This is a genomic window from Enterococcus sp. DIV0970a, from assembly GCF_051711265.1.
Classification (GTDB): domain Bacteria; phylum Bacillota; class Bacilli; order Lactobacillales; family Enterococcaceae; genus Enterococcus_D; species Enterococcus_D casseliflavus.
On sequence record NZ_JBIOMF010000001.1, the window covers coordinates 2,343,919 to 2,361,692 of the forward strand.

Consider the following 17,774-nt stretch of genomic DNA (forward strand, 5'->3'; position numbering starts at 1 on the left):
AGAATTTAGGGTGTGCCCGCAACCCTTGTTTTTTTTAGATCAAAAGAAAAACAAAAAATATTTTTGAATTTTCTGACAATAATAACCGTTTCTTTTCCCATTCGATCCGCCTGCATGGTGGCAGTTCCTAGTTAGACAAAAGAAAAAACCCTTGATTACTCAAGGGTTTCTACAAGACTCAATTATTTCACTGCGTCTTTAAGAGCTTTACCTGGTTTGAATGCAGGTACTTTGCTAGCAGGGATCTTGATTTCTTCACCAGTTTGTGGGTTGCGTCCTTTGCGTTCTGCACGAGAACGAACTTCAAAGTTACCAAAGCCGATCAATTGAACTTTTTCACCGTTAGCTAAAGCGTCTTGAATTGTTGAGAATACAGCGTCTACTGCTGCAGTTGCGTCTTTCTTAGTTAAGTCAGTAGCTGCTGCAACTTTTTCGATTAATTCTGCTTTATTTGCCATGGATGGTTTCACCTCCTGATATTTTTTTTGATGTCATGCATCAACAAAAATCTTGAGTGGTCCAAGGTTTTTGTCAAATATTGATTACCATCAATATTCTGATATAACGTTATCATAAGAACCTTGTAATATCAAGGATTTTAACATTTTAGGGGGTTTTTTTTTTGGTTTTTTCCCATTTTTCTAGAAAAGGACAGATTTCTTTGTAAAAAGAAACAAAGTATGATAAAATCTCTATTTTCTTCTGCGAGGAATGATCCGAATCGGCGTTCCTTCAAAAGTGAATGCCTTGCGGATTTGATTTTCTAAGAAACGTGCATAAGAGAAATGCATCAGTTCTTCTTCGTTGACAAAAATAACAAAAGTTGGCGGTTTGACAGCTACTTGCGTCGCATAAAAAATCTTCAAACGTTTGCCTTTGTCTGTTGGGGTTGGGTTGATCGCCACAGCGTCCATAATGACGTCATTCAACAACGCAGATGGAATACGCATGTTTTGATTCATGCTGACTTCTTCAATCAATTGCGGCAGCTTATTCAAGCGCTGTTTCGTCACTGCGGAAACAAAAATGATTGGCGCGTAATCCAAATATTGGAATTCATCTCTGATTTCTTCTTCAAAATCACGCATCGTATTCGTTTCTTTTTTCAATGTATCCCATTTATTGACAACAATAATGATTCCACGGCCTGCTTCATGGGCATAGCCAGCGATCCGTTTGTCTTGCTCGCGAATCCCTTCTTCGGCGTTCAAGACCATCAAGACGACGTCTGAGCGTTCAATGGCCCGCATCGCCCGCATCACACTGTATTTTTCAGTAGACTCGTAGACCTTCCCTTTTTTACGCATCCCTGCCGTATCAATCATGGTAAATTCTTGACCGCTTTCGCTGGTAAAATGGGTATCGATCGCATCACGAGTCGTTCCTTCGATATCAGAAACGATCACTCGCTCTTCCCCAAGAATTGCATTGATCAAAGAGGATTTACCGACATTTGGTCGACCAATCAAACTAAACTTGATGATGGAATCATCTTCTTCTTCTGCTTCATTGGTGAAGTGTTTGACAGCTTCATCAAGGACATCCCCGATCCCTAATCCATGACTTCCTGAGATTGGGTATGGATCGCCTAGACCCAAACCATAAAATTCATAGATGTCGGTACGCATCTCGGGATTATCAACTTTGTTGACGGCTAAAATCACGGGTTTGTTGCTTTTGTACAGCAAACGAGCCACAAGCTCATCAGCATCGGTTACTCCTTCACGAGCACTCGTAATAAAAACAATGACATCTGCTTCATCGATGGCGATTTCTGCTTGATGCTTGATTTGATCCATAAACGGCTCATCACTTAAATCGATCCCACCTGTATCGATCACGCTAAACTCACGGCCTAGCCATTCACCAGTGGCATAAATACGATCTCTGGTCACTCCTGGAGTATCCTCAACGATCGAAATTCGTTCTCCAGCTATCCGGTTGAAAATGGTCGATTTCCCCACATTCGGACGTCCAACGATCGCTATTGTTGGATTTGACATTTTTTACCCTCCATTTAAAAAAGCAGTCCTTGTACGCTGCTTCTTGTATTCAATCTTACTTAGTTTACCTAAAGCCATGGAAAGTTGCAAGCTTTCCTGACAAACAAAAAACCAGCTTATAACAAATTCAAACATCGAATCGTTATAAGCTGATGGCATACAATTACTCTTCGTCGCTGTCTTTTAAGGCATCGCCTAAGATATCACCCATAGTAAAACCAGTTGATTCTTCTGGCAATTGATAATCATCCTCTGAAACCTCTTGTGTTTCATTGGTGTTTTCGGCTTTTTCTAATGCTTTGATACTTAATGCGATTCGGTGTTCTGAAGGGTTCACTTCAAGCACTTTCACTTGCACTTCATCACCTTCTTGTAAGACTTCATGTGGTGTCGCAATGTGTTTATGGGAGATTTGTGAAATATGGATCAGCCCTTCAACACCTGGGAAGACTTCCACAAACGCACCGAAGCTTGTCAAGCGTTTAACAGTCCCCGTCAAGACACTGCCAACAGCCGCTTGCTCTTCAATATTGGTCCAAGGTCCAGGCAATGTGTCTTTGATCGAAAGTGACACACGTTCTTTGTCTGCATCAACAGATAAGATACGCACATTGACGGTATCGCCAACAGATAAAACATCACTCGGTTTGCCAACATGTCCATGAGAAATTTCAGAGACATGGACAAGTCCATCGATGCCGCCAAGGTCTACGAAGGCACCAAAGTCGGTCAAACGCGCTACTTTTCCTTCTACTTCTTGTCCTTCATATAAATCAGCTAATAAAGCTTCTTTTTGTTTTGCTTTTTCTGCTTCGACAACTGCTTTATGAGAAAGGATCAAACGGTTTTCTGAAGGCTCGATCTCAACGATTTTGAAGGTCAATGTTTTCCCTTTGTAATCTTCGAAATCCGCAACAAAATGGTCTTCGACCATTGATGCTGGGACAAACCCACGAACACCTACATCAACCACTAACCCGCCCTTAACAACGTTGGTGACTGGTGCTTCAATGATTTTTCCTTCTTGGAAATCTTTTTCGATATCTTCCCAAACTTTTTTCGCGTCTAAGCGACGTTTAGAAAGGAGATAGCTGCCGTTTTCTTTGTCTTTACCAATTGCTGAAATCACAACCAATTCTAAGACATCCCCAACTTTGACTGCTTCGTTGATGTCTTCAACAGGTAAAGTTGATAATTCTTTTGCAGGAACAACGCCTTCAACGCCGGCGCCTTCGATCCCTACGATCGCTTGTTTATCCTCAATGGCCAATACCTCACCTTTAACGATATCTCCAACTTTTACTTCTTGGAAATTGTCTAAAGCGGCTTCCATTGATTCATTTCCACTCTCAACCTGATTATTTTCAAATTCTGTCATCTCTCATGTCCTCCTAACCAACAATTCTGCAATAATTGCACTACATCTTTTAGTTTAAAATAGAATGAAAAAAAAATAAAGCGATTTCTCTTATTTTCCTAAAAAACTACGGTTTTTTCGTTAAAAAAGTCTTTTCACCTCTGTTTTCTTACTCACTTTCATCTTTTGGTTTCGAAAAATAAAAAAACAATGGGGAACACCCATTGTTTTTGTTAATCAATTTTTTCTTTGATGGTTTTTTTGATTGCTTCGACGACTTGCTCGATCGTTAAACCAGACGTATCGATTCGAACCGCATCCTCCGCTTGTTTCAAAGGGGAGACTTCTCTGTGAGAATCCAGATAATCTCTTTGCTGGATCTCTTCTTTCAACGTCTCATAATCGGTTTTGATCCCTTTTTGCTGATTTTCTTTAAAACGGCGCTGTGCGCGTTCTTCCACACTTGCTACCAGAAAAATTTTGACTTCTGCTTGTGGTAAAACCGCCGTACCAATATCGCGGCCATCCATCACGACACCGCCATCTTTAGCGATCATCTGCTGTTGTTGGACGAGTTTTTCGCGGATCGCAGGGTATGCCGACACCTTCGAAACTGCGTTGGTTACTTCTGGCTGACGGATCGCTTCTGTGACTTGCTCTCCTCCCGCAAAGACCTCTTGACCGTGTTCAGTCGGTTCAAAAGTGATGGGGTATTGATCGATCAAAGCAGCGATCGCCGCTTCATCTTCAAGTGAACAGCCCGTTTTTAAAGCTAAATACGTGATGCTTCGATACATGGCACCGGTATCCGTATAAATAAATCCCAGGTCATTCGCGATGATTTTTGCCACTGTGCTTTTCCCAGATGACGCAGGACCATCAATAGCGATGTTGATTTTTTTCATTTTTCTTACTCCTCGTTTCCCAACGATGTGTATTCCTTCATCGTTTCTGCTTATCGTCCACCTTGGCTTCTCTCTTTCAAGAAAAAAAACCGCCAAAGCGGTTTTTTATTTAACTCTTAACGTGTCGCCAGGGTAAAGCATGTAGTTGTTCGGATCAATCCCATTTAATTGATATAGGGTTTCAACTGAGATACCTGTACGAGCTGCCACTTGTTCAGGACCTTCACCTGCTTGCACAGTGGTATACTGTTCATTACCAGCAGCGCCTTGCCCTTGGTTATTTTGGGTAGTATCTTGTCCAGCATTGTTTTGTTCTTGTGCCGGCTCACTGCTTGAAGGTGTTGATGAAGCTGGCGCAGAAAAACTGCTAGAAGAACTTGATTCACTTGTTGACGAACTCGTTTCACTTGTCGATTCCGTAGTGGATGATTCCGTCGTTGATGATTCGGTTGTTGAAGACTCTGTCGTACTTTCTACAGTACTGCTCGAACTTGCTGTGGTTGGGGCATCATTGTTATGGTTCAATACCCAAATACCGGCACCAACCGGAATTGCCACGATCAAGAAAAGCAAAACTAAAACGATCGTCAAAAAGAGTGAATTCCCACGCTTTTGTTTTCTTTGTTGGGATCTTGATGCAGAATCATCGTATTCTGTATCATAGATTGGTTGTTCCCACGGTTCTTGATTTTCTGAATTGTAGTCATTGTCTTTCTTGCTCACTCGTATTCCCTCCTAGTTTCCTTCCGATGTATTATACCATAGGTAAATAAAAACTGTCCTACAAAATACGATTCAATTTATATCTTTAAAAATTTTTATTAAACGTTCCTGCCAATGATGGGCTTCCTTTTTCTCGGGCAGCTGTTCTTCACCCGCTATTTCGATCCCGTCATTGTCGCAACAATAAGGATTCTCCTGGGCTTCCTCTCCGAAATGCGCCAGTAAAAATTGTCGGCGACAACCTGTAAAATGAATATAAGCCAACATTTTCTGTAATTGTTCTTGTTTTTGCTGTTCATTGCGTTTTAATGTTTCCAGCCAAAAGGAAGTTCCCAACTCTTTCATTTTTTGCTGCCACTTTTCTTGCAACGGTGTCAAGGGTTCTTTCCTCTTCTCCTGAACCATTCGTTCTAAAGCAAGGCGTTCTTCTTTGTTTTCTCGCTGAAAGAAGTAATGGATCTGCTCATCATGTTCCTGATAAAGCAAAATCGCATTGCTTTGTTTGCCGTCACGACCAGCTCGCCCGATTTCTTGACTGTAATTCTCTAATGAATCAGGTAGATCATAATGGATCACAAAGCGAATATCTTCCTTATTGATCCCCATCCCAAACGCATTGGTAGCAACGAGTAATTTTAATTTATTCTGAGAAAACTGCTGCTGCAACGTTTTTCTTTGATCACTCGCGAGACCACCATGATAATAGCCTACCAAATAGCGCTGACGCAGTTTGTTATAGACTTCTTCGACTTTGCTTCTTGTGGAACAGTAGATGATCCCAGCCCCGCCTAAGCGGCTGAGATAGTCTGCTAATGCCGCATCTTTGTCTGTCGTTTGCTCTACGAACAAGCCGATATTGCTGCGGTTCATCGAATAACGGTAGACATTGGCGTTCTTTGCTAATAATACTTGCCGTATGTCTGCTTCCACTTGTGCTGTTGCTGTAGCCGTCAATGCTAACGTAACGGGTGCCTTCAAGCGTTTCTTTACTTCACCAAGCTGCAAGTACTCTGGTCGAAAATCAATGCCCCATTGCGAAACACAATGGGCTTCATCCACCACGAGCATGGCGATCTTAACCTGTTCCAATTGATGCAAAACAGCTTCTTGTACGATCATTTCTGGACTTAAAAACAAAAACTTGTACTTCTGCAAATGCTGCATCACATACTGGCGATCAGCAAGGTCCAATTGACTATTAAACGCAATCGCGCGTTTTTCCCCTTGCTTTTGTAAGCCGTAGACTTGATCTTCCATCAAAGAGACTAACGGTGAGATAATGATCACGATCCCGTCTACTAGGTACCCTGGCAGCTGATAGCACAGACTTTTGCCATTCCCAGTAGGCAGAATCGCTAACGTATCTTGCTGTGCTAAAACACTTTCGATGACTTCTTTTTGTCCTTGGCGGAATGTTTTGAAACCAAAATACTGATTCAGTGCATCTTCTAACATCGAATCCCCCGCTTCTGAGCAATCTGTAACAAACGAATCGTCAAAAAATCAGTCGTAAGAAGCGCCTGTAATTCTTGATAGCTATTTTTCCAAGAAGCTTCTGGCAGCTTTTTCAACAACGCTGTATCAAAGCGCTGAAAAGGAAACGTTGGATCAAGCAATGCCCACTCAATCAAATGATCATTAACAGTTCCTCGTTTGATCCTTCTTTTTTCCATAATCTGCTCGACAGAATCGCCTCGCAAAAACAATGATCGGCTTTCCACCATGCTTTGGTTTAAATTTCTCTTTAGAAAAGGCGACAATCCTCGAAACAGGATCGTCAGGGGCGTTTTTTCGATCAAGGTTAAAAATTGATGGATCGAAGCTCCTACATAAAGAGTGTCCCAAGGCTTACTTTGAACATTTTCTGGTAAAAGCTGAAAAAACGCCTGCCCTAGAATATCTGGACCCGATAAGGTGCTCGCTAAAAAATCTGCCACTTCTGCGGGAAGCTGGTCAAAAATTGCTGATAGCTCTTGATACAGGCACTTTTTGATGTCAGGATCGTGACGGATCAGCTGACGGACAGGTTCTGTATAGAGTGGCGTGTTTTCAACGGGAATATACTGATTGGTCACGCCTTGATACGCAGCTGCTTGAACCAGCAGCCGAACAAAACGCCAAGCCTCCTCCGTCGTTCGTCCATAACGAAAGTAATTCGCATACCGCAACAATCGTTCACCTGGCTGCTGGCTGTTTATAGCGGTCGTTTTGAGCAGCAGACCATCTGAATCTCGACTTAGAGCCCCTCGTTGGATCAAGTCCGCGAGCGTCTGTTGATACGCTTTCTCATTGAACTGGGGCAACGCTTGAAAGAGACCTAAGCGATCATAAAAAAAGGCATAACTCAAGACAGAGCTAGTACGCTTACCAATGAGAATTTGATAAAGTGTCGATGGGCGCAGCTTGTCAGTATCAGAAAACAGCGCTAAAATAAAAGAATCCATATTTCCCCTCCAGAAAGGACTAAAAAATGTCACAACGCTGTAAAATTATTCCTGAGCGCTGCATTGCTTGTGGCCTATGTGCGATCTATGCCCCCGAGATCTTCGATTATGATGAAGACGGGATCGTTTTATTTGCCCAAGAACCGAATGCTCGGCAACAGTTTATCATAGAAGACCAACAAGAAAAAGTCAAAACTGCTTATCGCAAATGCCCTACCCGTGCGATTATCATGGAAAAATAAAAAAAGCCGACTTGCCATTGACAGACCTTTCATCTGCAACAGCAAGTCGGCTCATTTTTTTATTTTCCTATAGCAGAATGATGAGGCTGCTTACGAGCCAACCATGGCAGCAGTTTGGCGTGAAGTGCTAAAAAGACGGCACTGACGATTGCGCCTTTGACCAAATTGAAAGGTAAGATCCCGATCGCCACATATTGCGGCAAAGACATTCCTAAAAATTGATCGGCTGTGACCCCGAAAAAGCGCAGGTAAAGCGGTGTGATCACAAATAGGTTCGCCACACTCATAAAAATCGTTACCGACAAGATACCGCTGATGACACCAACCATTTTGTTTTTGGTGTGAATACCTTTGCGGAAAAAGTAGTACATTGGCAAAGTAAAGGCACATGATGCTAAAAAGCTTGCCGTATCCCCCACCATATCAGCAGGTGAAAAACCAGATAAGAACAAATGCAGCACCGAACGAATGAAAGCAGTCAATACCCCGCTCCAAGGACCAAATAAAAACATCATGATCATCACGGGAATATCACTAAAATCGATCTTTAAAAAGCTGAATGCTGGGAAAATCGGAAAAGCGATAAATTGCAAAATTGTTCCCATAGCAGCACACATGGCGATCGTCACCATTTTTCTTGTTTTGTTGTTCATCAGTATAAATCCTCCTAAGTTCAGGATTCCTCTTCAAACGAACCTATTAAATTTCCTCGGCTTTCTTGTCGGCGCCAGACAAAAAATACCCTCTTTTTTCCACAGGGAAAAAAGAGGGCATTCGAAATAGCCATAAGCAAATCAAATACGCTCTATCTTCTTTATCCAGACTGTACTGTCGGTATCGGAATTTCACCGATTCAGCTATTTCCGAAGAAATAGGTCGTGGACTATAACCACCGGTCGGGAATTGCACCCTGCCCCTGAAGACGAACCTTTATTCTATTTATTACATGTTCTATTATACACAAAATCTAAAAATTAACAATAGTTACGTTTTCAGATACTTTTCAATTATTTTGCACTGTTTTTCAGCTGGCTGACTTCCTTCTTCGTCAGCTCTCGGTATTCCCCTGGACGAAGACCTTTCAAATCTAACGGACCATAATTTTCCCGTTTTAATTTTTGCACAGGCAAACCAACTGCTTTTAACATATTTTTGACTTGATGGTTGCGTCCTTCGTGGATCGTCAATTGCACAATACTAGATTGCGTCGTTTGGTCTGTCGACAAGATCTCAAAGCGAGCAGGTGCCGTCTTACGGCCTTCGATCCGAATCCCTTTTGTCAATGGGAGCAGCTGCTTTTTATCCGCAATCCCTTTGACTTTGGCAACGTACACTTTGTCGACTTCGTGTTTCGGATGCATCAGTGTCTGTGACAATTCCCCATCATTTGTCAGCAATAACAAACCAGAGGTATCATAGTCCAAGCGCCCGACGGGATACACCCGTTCAGGGACTTCAGCAAAATAATCCAAAACGACTTTGCGTTTTTTATCATCCGTTACAGCTGAGATCACGCCACGAGGTTTGTAGAATAGATAATAGACGTGTTGTTCTTGTTCGATCGGTACACCATCGACTTCAACGACATCTTTTGAGCTAACTTGGACCCCTAATTCTTTGATCACTTGCCCGTTGACGCGCACTCGGCCTTCGGTTATCAATCCTTCAGCTTTTCTTCTTGAGGTGATGCCAGCATGGGCAATCACTTTTTGCAAACGTTCCATCTTCATTCTCCTTCTGTGTCTGCTTGTTTGTAGCGGTCGTAAAAAAGATCAAACGGTGCATCTTCTTCAAGTTCATCTTCCATGGATTGGATGTCAGGCAATTCAGCCAAACTTTTTAAGCCAAAATAATCCATAAAGTATTCCGTCGTACCATATAGGATCGCTCGTCCTGGTCCGTCAACCCGGCCTTTTTCTTCAATCAGTCGTTTTGCCACCAATTTTTGAACCGAACCGCTGGATTGGACGCCGCGGATCTCTTCTACTTCCATCCGAGTGATCGGCTGCTTGTAAGCAATGATCGACAACGTTTCTAAAGCGGCCTGCGACAATGAGCTGCCCATCGGTGATTCAGCATATTTCTTCAATAACGGGGCAAATTGTTTCTTGGTAGTCAAAATAAAATGATTGCCCACTTCAAGAATATGCAACGCCGTATGTTCATTTTCTTCATATTGCTGGTTTAGTTCCTGTAAATGCTGATAGACACTGGCAGTATTGCTTTTGACTAAGTAACTCAATTCTTCAAGTCCGATCCCCTCATCACCGACGACGAATAAGATCGCTTCTAATTCACTATATTTACTCATCTTCTTTACCTGTTGGATAGAGCAGAATCGACGCATAATTGTCTGATTGCTCTACTCGAATCGTTCCTTTTTTCATTAATTCTAACAGTGCCATAAAGGTCACCACAACTTCTGTTTTATTGTAGGTCGTAAAAAACGAATCAAAGCTGCGGCCTTTTTTGGCACTGACATGTTGCATCTCCAGCTGAATCGCCGCCATCTTTTCATCGATGGTGCTTTCATCAGGAGAAATTTTGGTTTCAAGTACTTGGCGATTTTTCTTTTTCTCGATCATTTTTTGAAAAGCCAAAAAGAGATCGATCGTATTGAATTGATTGGCTCTTAACTGATCTTCTTCCTCTTTGTATTCATCGACATCCATCGGATCTTTCGTATAATACAAACTGCGCTCTTCCGCTTTTTCGGAAAGCTGCTCGGCTGCATACTTAAATTTGCGGTATTCTAGCAGCTGTGCCACTAGCATATCCCGTGGATCTTCTTCGTACTCTTCCACTTCAGCAATCAGCTCTTGTTTCGGTAACAGCATCTGGCTTTTGATCGCCATCAGAGTTGCCGCCATGACTAAATATTCACCAGCGACTTCTAATTCTAAAATTTTCATGGCATGGATATACTGCATGTATTGTTCGGTGATGGTTGCAACTGGAATGTCATAAACATCGATTTCCAGTTTTTTGATCAAATGAAGCAGCAAATCCAACGGTCCTTCAAAGACAGCTAATTTTATTTTGATTTCTTCCATTCCATCCTCGATTTCTAGGCGCGCGGAAAGTGCTGCTTGTACACTTCCGTCATCCGTTTCTTCGTTATATGCGTGTAAATCTGAGTGGTCGAGATATCTGCGTGTCCTAACAGCTCTTGAACCGTTCGCAGATCTGCGCCGTTTTCTAATAGATGAGTCGCAAAACTATGGCGCAACGTATGGGGAGTCACATTTTTGGTGATCCCAGCTTGTCGAACCAAGGCTTTTAAATTTTTCCAGATTCCTTGACGAGACAGCTGTGTGCCATGGTTGTTTACAAACAGGTGGCTTTCATCCGGTGTTTTTCTCGTCAAATACGGACGTGCATCGCTGAGATACGTTTCGATCCATTGAATCGCTAAATCCCCTAATGGGACGATCCGTTCTTTGTCGCCTTTCCCGGTTGTTTGCAACAAGCCCATACTTAAATGCAAATCATTCAATTTCAAACCGATCAACTCGCTGACGCGCAAACCTGTCGCATACATCACTTCCAAAATCGCTCGATCGCGAATGCCCAACACCGCTCGAGTATCTGGTGTTTCGATCAAGCGCTCCACTTCCTGCAAACTCAAAGTGTCAGGTAGCTTCTGCTGTTTTTTCGGCGAATCAATATGCTGCATCGGATCATGATCTGTCAACCGTTCTTGACGCAAATATTGATGGAATCTTCGCAAACTGGAAACCATCCGAATCACGGTTGCCGAGGATTTTCCCGCCTCTTGCAGATTTTGCAAAAAAGACAAAACGATCACTCGGTCGATCTGTTGCCACTGCGTCACTTGTTTTTTTTGTAAAAACGCAAGATACTGTTGCAGATCCCGCTGGTAGCTGGCACGGGTATTTTGGGATAGCCCGCGCTCAATGGTCAAATAATGAAGATAATCAATAATTTGTTCGTTCATGGGGCTTCCTCTACTTTCAGCTTTTTTATCATATCAAATTCTGGCTCGTTTAGATAGTAGCTTGCCAACAAAAAGGAGGCATCTACCCGTATCTTTTGCCCAAGGAAACACCCGAATCATAGCAGATTTTTTGGTTTCTTTCAAATCGGAAAAAAGGACACTCTTCCTATTGAAACCATCTGACTATCATTCGGGTGATAACAAAATCTTTTCAAATTGCCCAGCTACAGACACTAGGCTTTGTTTTGGCATTTTTGGCAGACACCATGAAATGTCAACCGATGATCCTTTACTAAAAAATGGTACTTTTGTTCGACGATCTCTTCGACACTGCCCAACAGATCCTCTTCAACCTCTTCAATATTGCCGCATTCCAAACACAACAAATGATGATGGAAATGTTTGGCGCCTTCTTTACGTAGATCGTAACGAGCGACACCGTCATTAAAGCTGACTTTATCGACGATTTTCAAATCCGTCAAAATCTCCAATGTTCGATAGACGGTTGCTAAGCCAATCTCAGAATTTTTTTTGCGCACAAAGAAGAAAATCTCTTCGGCGGATAAATGATCTTTCTCATTTTCTAATAAGACCAACAACGTCGCTTCTCGCTGAGGAGTTAATTTGAACCCCGACTCGTGCAATTGTTTCTTGGTCTTTTTTAACGCTGCTGTTGTGTTCATAGTTGCCTCCGTATGCCGCTAATTTATAACGATTCTAATTTGAGTGAGAATCACTCAAGACAAACATTGTAATCATTATAAATTAGAACAGCAAAAGAAACAAGTATTCTCAATTAGGTTTTTTAACAAGAATCGTAAAGCCGTCTTTTTGCTCAATTAAACGCTGTTTCATCAAGGTTCCTAACGCCCGTTTAAATTGGCCTTTACTAATACCAAACGTTTGTAAAATCTCTTCTGGTGCTGATTTATCGGTAAAAGGAATTTTATTTTCTGGCGCTCGTTCTAAAAAGGTTAGGACCATGGCGGCATCATTTGAAATCGCCTCGTGGGCTCTTGGTTTCAATGAAAGGTTCAAGACGCCATCTGGACGAACCCCGATCACTCGTCCTTTGACAGCTTCCCCAAGACGCGGCTCTTGGTAGCGCTCTGATGGGTGGACGAAGCCAATATAAAAATCATCCGTCAATAAGTAGGTTCCCGCTAGTTTTAAGCGATACACGGTACCTGTAACATCTTGATTCTTCATCTGTTCCGTACCATTCTTACTCAGTGCCTTGAAGATTTTCTCATCTGCTAACGAAGCCCATATACGCTCTTTGTCATCGACGCGCAAGCTGACCATCAAACGGTCGCCTTTTTTGGGCCAAAGTTCCCGCATTGTTGGCAATTCATCTAATGAAACCACCATATCCTTGTCTTTTAAACCGATATCGACGAAAACGCCTAAGTCGCGACGGCTTCCTGTGACTGTACCAAAGGCATAATGCCCTTTGCGGCTTTTCGGAATATTCGTAGTGAGCACATTTTCTTGCTTTTGGTTTTGATAGCCAAACCCTTCGACGGCTTCACCTAAATGATGTTCGCCTTCTTCCTTGGCTAGTCGGAAGGTAACCCCGCCTTTTTGAACAAAATAATTCTGTTCATTTTCATCAATGATCAATCCGCTAAATACGGATGCTAATAAGTCTTTCATCTATTCTCTCCTTCTTCATAAAAACTGCCCGTTGCTAAAAAAAGAAACGCAGCAGTGCCATAGCAATAACGCCTGTGATAACGATCTTCATCAAATCTTTTGTATAATACCCCACCAACAATGCTGGGATACAGGCAACAGTTTCTTTGACTTTCAAGATGGGAAACTGCCCTTCTCGAAAGATCAGCAAATTTTGAACCAACAATGCCGCCAAAATACACAACGGCAAGTAACTCAAAAAGATGGTGAAAGGTTTTGGAAATACGAGCTTTTTAGAAAATAAAAAAGGAACGATCCGCGGAATCCAAGTAACCAACCCACATGCTAGCATTAGTATAACAAAATTAGTCATGATGTGTCACCGTCCCAACCAAACATCCTGCCAAGGTCGCAGCAATTACCGCGATCTCAGCAGTCGAAAAACGCATAAATAAAATCAATGTCCCCACAACTGCCCCGAGTACTAAGAGCGTTTGCTGGGTTTTCTTCTTGAGGGGTCGCTCTACTTGAAATAAAAAAAGACCAACAAACATGGCTACCAAGGCAAAATCTAAGCCTAACGCTTCTGGATCTGGAATAAACGAGCCTAATAGTCCGCCCAAAAAGGTTGCGAAGATCCAACTCAAATACGCCATCACGTTCAACCCATGGGTCCATTTCGCTGTGACTGGTTTGTCTTGTTGCAGTGCCGTCGTCAAAACGCCATAGGACTCATCAGTCAAAAGCGTCCCAATCCCAATAGCAGAAAGCAAAGGAGTCTTTTTAAAATAGGAAGCCACTGATAAGCTCATTAAGAAATGTCGTAAATTCACTAAAAAGACGGTTGCGACGATCGTCGTGAAAGGTGCTTGAATCGCGAGTAATGCACAAATAATAAATTGAGCACTACCTGCATAGACAATAATAGACATTAAAATAATTTCAAGAATCGACAACCCAACGCCTTTTCCCACGACCCCCATCGCAAAACCAATCCCTAAGTACCCAAGAATCGTTGGTACACAAGCAATGACCCCATCTTCAAAGCGATCATATCTTTCTATTTTCTGCACAAAAAACCCTCCCTGTTTGAACGATTATCTTTCATCATATCGAAAACAGGGAGGGGAAACAAGTGTTTTTCACATGTGCATGTAATAACTCTGAAAGTTTTCTAGCGACTCATGAGACTTAGCGAACGGTGTGATCGTTCCCATTGCCTCTGAAATAGCCAGTTTTGGCGTTTACCGTAAATAAGTATAGCGGGAACGCTGAATCATCCGTTCCTTTAAGCAAGCTGCCTTGGGCATTTGTCGCATAAAAATTGTAATAGCCTTCGCCGTTGACGATCCGCACGCGTTCAAAAGTATACCCACCTTCAACCACGTAACCACGGGCAATCGCTGTGGCGATGATTTTTTCTTGGACACCATCTGCCCATACCCAAGCGCTATTGTTTACATCATTCAAATCACTTTGACGGGCTGGAATGATTGGCTGATTATTGGTGTTTGTTGGCGTATTTGGCGAAAGCACATACTCTTCTTCAGACGTGCTTTGTGCAGGCGTCGCAGCGCTTGTAGAACCGCCGCTTGAAGCGGAAGCGTTGTTCGCAGAAGCCGCCGCTTGTGCTGCTTCTTGGGCCGCTTGTTGTTGTGCCGCTGCTTCTTGCGTAGCGGTTTCACGCTTCGTCAACGCAGTATCGACTTTGCGCAGATCAGCAGTGAGACTTTCCACCAATGAATCGATCGGTAAAGCTTGGACTTTTTTCATCAAGGCATTGTAGTTCTCACGGGTGATACTTGCAGGTGCTTCACCATCACCACTTAAAGCCACCATGCTCTTCACCGCATTTTGAACCTCCTCGATCGCACTGAACTCTTTTTGTCCCATGTCGATGGCTTGATTGATCAACTCATCAAAGGCATCCCCGTTCTCACGCTTCGCCATTGTGACGGCAGCCGCTTCTTTCAATGAGACTTCTTCCAATTGATCTTCCACAACGGCAGGACTGCTAAAATAGCTGTTGATCTCGGTCAAAGTTGCTAGTTTGTCAGCGATCGTCGCAGCTTCTTGTGACAAGGCATCGTACCGTTCATGGTCTTGAAACTCTGCCAACTGATTCGTCACAGCCGTCAGCTGTTCTGATGTTTTGTCGTTTTTAATGAACACTCGTTCATCATTTGTATAAAAATCATTCAGCTCATTTTCAATTTGATCGAGTGTACGGTTTTCCTGCGCCAGTTGCGTTTCTCGGGCTGTTTCTTGTTGCTGCTGTTGATAGTAATACGCCCAACCGCCACCAGCTGCCACTATTAAACAAGCCGCTGTAATATAGAGTGCTTTGCGAGGACTCTTCTTTTTTTCGCTAGGCGTCGACGTTTTTTCTTCAGTAGTCGCCTTTTTCGGTGCTTCATCCGCTGCGGTGATCGGCTCAGGAATTGGATCGATCACTGGTTCTGGCTGCTTCTTCGCTTCTTCAATGACTGGATCCGTCACTGGTTCATCTTCGCTTATCAGTAGAGGTTCCTCACTGGCTTGTTCCTGACTTTCTTCTTCAGTAGCAGACAAATCATCAGTGGTGGCTTCTGCTTCTAGAGCAGCGGCTTTTTCTTCTTCATCAAGTTTGTGTTGGCGGATATAAGCAGCCAAAATATCAGCGTCATGCTGTTCCTCCGTACTTAATGCATCGGTTTCACTTGCTTCCTCACTGGCTGATGTCGTTTGCTCTTGCGTTGCGCTAGAACTTTCTACTTCCGTTTTTTCCTCAGCTTCTTTCTTAGAGGCTGATGTGGGGGTTACATGTTGCTCATCGGAAAAAGTCCCTTGCTGCGCGAGGTCGATCGTTTCTTCATTTGAGGATGGCCGATCACCTAAGTGCTCCTCCATTTTTCCGATCGGGACGTTTTTAAAGTCTGACCAGCGAATATCATCATTTTTATTCTGTGGCTCTTCTGGCGTAACGGAAGAGTCAGATGTTGGTTCCAGTTCATTCTCCTTTGCCTGGTTCCATTGGAACCCGCAATTGGGACAAACGGGTGTTTCTTCTATTGCTTGAAATCCACATTCAGGACATGTCTTCTTCATTGATTCAAACTGACTCCTTTTGTTTTTTGCATTTCCTTTTATGAAGCAGTCGCCTCTTTCATCAGACGCTTGCTGTACCTACTGCTTCTTTTTTTAGACCAGCAAATAATGGGTCTTTTTTGACACTTCGTTGTTTGTTACGTTTTGATGCAGATGCACAAAATTAAATTTATCACATTCTTGGCAATTAGCCAACACTTGCTTGGTTACGTTTTTATTAAGTTCTTTACCAATCTTGTGTCGAGAGGACAGAATCTGAATAAAAAAGACTTTCCAAAGGGTTCCTTTGGAAAGTCGATAAACCTTGATTATTCTAAGAAATCTTTCAATTGTTTTGAACGAGATGGATGGCGTAGTTTCCGTAATGCTTTTGCTTCGATCTGACGAATCCGTTCTCTCGTTACCCCAAAGACTTTGCCGACTTCTTCTAATGTCCGAGTACGACCATCATCGATTCCGAAACGCAAGCGCAGCACGTTTTCTTCACGGTCAGTCAACGTATCCAGTACATCTTCTAGCTGCTCTTTCAACAGCTCATAAGCCGCATGCTCTGCTGGACTTGTGGCATCTTGGTCTTCAATAAAATCACCTAGATGAGAATCGTCTTCTTCACCGATCGGTGTTTCTAATGAAACAGGTTCTTGAGCGATCTTCAAGATTTCACGAACTTTTTCCGTCGGCAGATCCATTTCTGCGCCGATTTCTTCTGGTGTCGGTTCGCGCCCTAAGTCTTGCAGCAATTGCCGTTGAATACGGATCAATTTGTTGATGGTTTCCACCATATGCACAGGAATACGAATGGTTCGCGCTTGGTCAGCGATCGCACGGGTGATCGCTTGACGGATCCACCAGGTCGCATACGTCGAGAATTTGAACCCTTTGCGGTAGTCGAATTTCTCAACGGCTTTCATCAAGCCCATGTTTCCTTCTTGGATCAAATCAAGGAATTGCATTCCTCGACCCACATAACGTTTGGCAATACTAACGACCAAACGTAGGTTGGCTTCTGCCAAACGCTGTTTTGCCTCTTGATCGCCTTCTTCGATTTTCAGTGCGAGCGCCACTTCTTCTTCTGCGGTCAATAACGGCACACGACCGATTTCTTTCAAGTACATCCGAACGGGGTCATTGATTTTCACACCAGTTGGTGCAGACAGATCTTCTTGAGGTTGTGTTTCTTGTCGTTTTTCATTGCTCTTTAGACTATGGACTGAAGGCTCTCCATTTTCATCCACAACACTGATGCCTGAATCCTCCAGTTTTTGAATTAATTTGTCCATTGCATCAGCATCCAAAGTATATGGCGTTGCTAAATGATTCGTAATGTCATCGTAAACAACTTGCCCCTTTGTTTTATTTTCTCGGATGTATTCGGCAACTGCTTTGTCATACGTTTTTTTTGTTTCTTCTGCCATGAAAG

General features: G+C 42.9%; 19 protein-coding genes and 1 riboswitch. Of the genes, 1 reads left to right on the plus strand and 18 read right to left on the minus strand.

The window, feature by feature from the left end; translation table 11 throughout:
• Nucleotides 1–182: 182 nt before the first annotated feature.
• The 7 genes from IGK14_RS11205 to IGK14_RS11235 all read right to left on the minus strand — a co-directional run bounded on the left by IGK14_RS11205 (nt 183) and on the right by IGK14_RS11235 (nt 7,432).
• Nucleotides 183–458, minus strand: a complete 276-nt coding sequence (locus IGK14_RS11205; RefSeq protein WP_003126821.1) for an HU family DNA-binding protein — start codon at nt 456–458, stop codon at nt 183–185.
• Nucleotides 459–692: 234 nt separating this feature from the next.
• A complete protein-coding gene (gene der, locus IGK14_RS11210; RefSeq protein ID WP_005231911.1) occupies nt 693–2,003 on the minus strand; it encodes a ribosome biogenesis GTPase Der in 1,311 nt (436 codons plus the stop codon).
• A 163-nt stretch (nt 2,004–2,166) separates the two neighbouring features.
• Nucleotides 2,167–3,381 carry a 30S ribosomal protein S1 gene (gene rpsA / locus IGK14_RS11215; RefSeq protein ID WP_005229333.1) on the minus strand — a complete coding sequence of 405 codons (1,215 nt, stop codon included), beginning with the start codon at nt 3,379–3,381 and terminating at the stop codon, nt 2,167–2,169.
• A gap of 212 nt (nt 3,382–3,593) precedes the next feature.
• On the minus strand, nt 3,594–4,265 hold the full coding sequence (cmk, locus tag IGK14_RS11220) for a (d)CMP kinase (protein WP_010749236.1): 672 nt from the start codon (nt 4,263–4,265) through the stop codon (nt 3,594–3,596).
• 105 nt (nt 4,266–4,370) lie between these two features.
• Nucleotides 4,371–4,988: a LysM peptidoglycan-binding domain-containing protein gene (locus IGK14_RS11225; protein WP_010749235.1), complete on the minus strand. Its 618-nt coding sequence runs from the start codon at nt 4,986–4,988 to the stop codon at nt 4,371–4,373.
• Between the two features lie 72 nt (nt 4,989–5,060).
• Nucleotides 5,061–6,443 (minus strand): RecQ family ATP-dependent DNA helicase, encoded by a 1,383-nt coding sequence (locus IGK14_RS11230; RefSeq protein WP_010749234.1) that lies wholly within the window; start codon nt 6,441–6,443, stop codon nt 5,061–5,063.
• Entirely contained in the window at nt 6,437–7,432 is a 996-nt protein-coding gene (locus IGK14_RS11235) for a helix-turn-helix domain-containing protein (protein ID WP_010749233.1), read from the minus strand. Before IGK14_RS11235 ends, IGK14_RS11230 begins: the two co-directional genes overlap by 7 nt.
• Nucleotides 7,433–7,458: 26 nt before the next feature.
• Between IGK14_RS11235 and IGK14_RS11240 the strand changes: the two genes are divergently transcribed.
• Nucleotides 7,459–7,674, plus strand: coding sequence for a ferredoxin (locus tag IGK14_RS11240; protein WP_005229322.1), 216 nt, complete (start codon nt 7,459–7,461; stop codon nt 7,672–7,674).
• 59 nt (nt 7,675–7,733) lie between these two features.
• On the opposite strand, the gene IGK14_RS11245 is transcribed toward IGK14_RS11240, so the two are convergent.
• From IGK14_RS11245 to rpoD, 11 genes are all read right to left on the minus strand, one after another.
• Nucleotides 7,734–8,327, minus strand: a complete 594-nt coding sequence (locus tag IGK14_RS11245) for an ECF transporter S component (RefSeq protein WP_010749232.1) — start codon at nt 8,325–8,327, stop codon at nt 7,734–7,736.
• Between the two features lie 150 nt (nt 8,328–8,477).
• A riboswitch (FMN riboswitch) is annotated at nt 8,478–8,602 on the minus strand.
• A gap of 79 nt (nt 8,603–8,681) precedes the next feature.
• Nucleotides 8,682–9,398: a pseudouridine synthase gene (locus IGK14_RS11250; protein WP_010749231.1), complete on the minus strand. Its 717-nt coding sequence runs from the start codon at nt 9,396–9,398 to the stop codon at nt 8,682–8,684.
• A gap of 2 nt (nt 9,399–9,400) precedes the next feature.
• A complete protein-coding gene (scpB, locus tag IGK14_RS11255; RefSeq protein ID WP_010749230.1) occupies nt 9,401–9,985 on the minus strand; it encodes an SMC-Scp complex subunit ScpB in 585 nt (194 codons plus the stop codon).
• Entirely contained in the window at nt 9,978–10,727 is a 750-nt protein-coding gene (locus tag IGK14_RS11260) for a segregation/condensation protein A (protein ID WP_010749229.1), read from the minus strand. The genes scpB and IGK14_RS11260 overlap by 8 nt, the downstream gene beginning before the upstream one ends.
• A gap of 14 nt (nt 10,728–10,741) precedes the next feature.
• Nucleotides 10,742–11,632 carry a site-specific tyrosine recombinase XerD gene (xerD, locus tag IGK14_RS11265; protein ID WP_010749228.1) on the minus strand — a complete coding sequence of 297 codons (891 nt, stop codon included), beginning with the start codon at nt 11,630–11,632 and terminating at the stop codon, nt 10,742–10,744.
• A 233-nt stretch (nt 11,633–11,865) separates the two neighbouring features.
• Nucleotides 11,866–12,315: a ferric iron uptake transcriptional regulator gene (gene fur, locus IGK14_RS11270; protein WP_010749227.1), complete on the minus strand. Its 450-nt coding sequence runs from the start codon at nt 12,313–12,315 to the stop codon at nt 11,866–11,868.
• Nucleotides 12,316–12,424: 109 nt separating this feature from the next.
• Nucleotides 12,425–13,288, minus strand: a complete 864-nt coding sequence (locus IGK14_RS11275) for a CvfB family protein (protein ID WP_010749226.1) — start codon at nt 13,286–13,288, stop codon at nt 12,425–12,427.
• Nucleotides 13,289–13,322: 34 nt separating this feature from the next.
• Nucleotides 13,323–13,640, minus strand: coding sequence for an AzlD domain-containing protein (locus tag IGK14_RS11280; protein ID WP_010749225.1), 318 nt, complete (start codon nt 13,638–13,640; stop codon nt 13,323–13,325).
• Entirely contained in the window at nt 13,633–14,340 is a 708-nt protein-coding gene (locus tag IGK14_RS11285) for an AzlC family ABC transporter permease (protein WP_010749224.1), read from the minus strand. Before IGK14_RS11285 ends, IGK14_RS11280 begins: the two co-directional genes overlap by 8 nt.
• A gap of 118 nt (nt 14,341–14,458) precedes the next feature.
• Nucleotides 14,459–16,354, minus strand: coding sequence for a cell division site-positioning protein MapZ family protein (locus IGK14_RS11290; protein WP_010749223.1), 1,896 nt, complete (start codon nt 16,352–16,354; stop codon nt 14,459–14,461).
• Between the two features lie 308 nt (nt 16,355–16,662).
• The gene (gene rpoD, locus IGK14_RS11295; protein ID WP_154694530.1) at nt 16,663–17,769 is read right to left on the minus strand and encodes an RNA polymerase sigma factor RpoD; all 1,107 of its coding nucleotides are present in this window, start codon (nt 17,767–17,769) and stop codon (nt 16,663–16,665) included.
• Nucleotides 17,770–17,774: the final 5 nt, after the last annotated feature.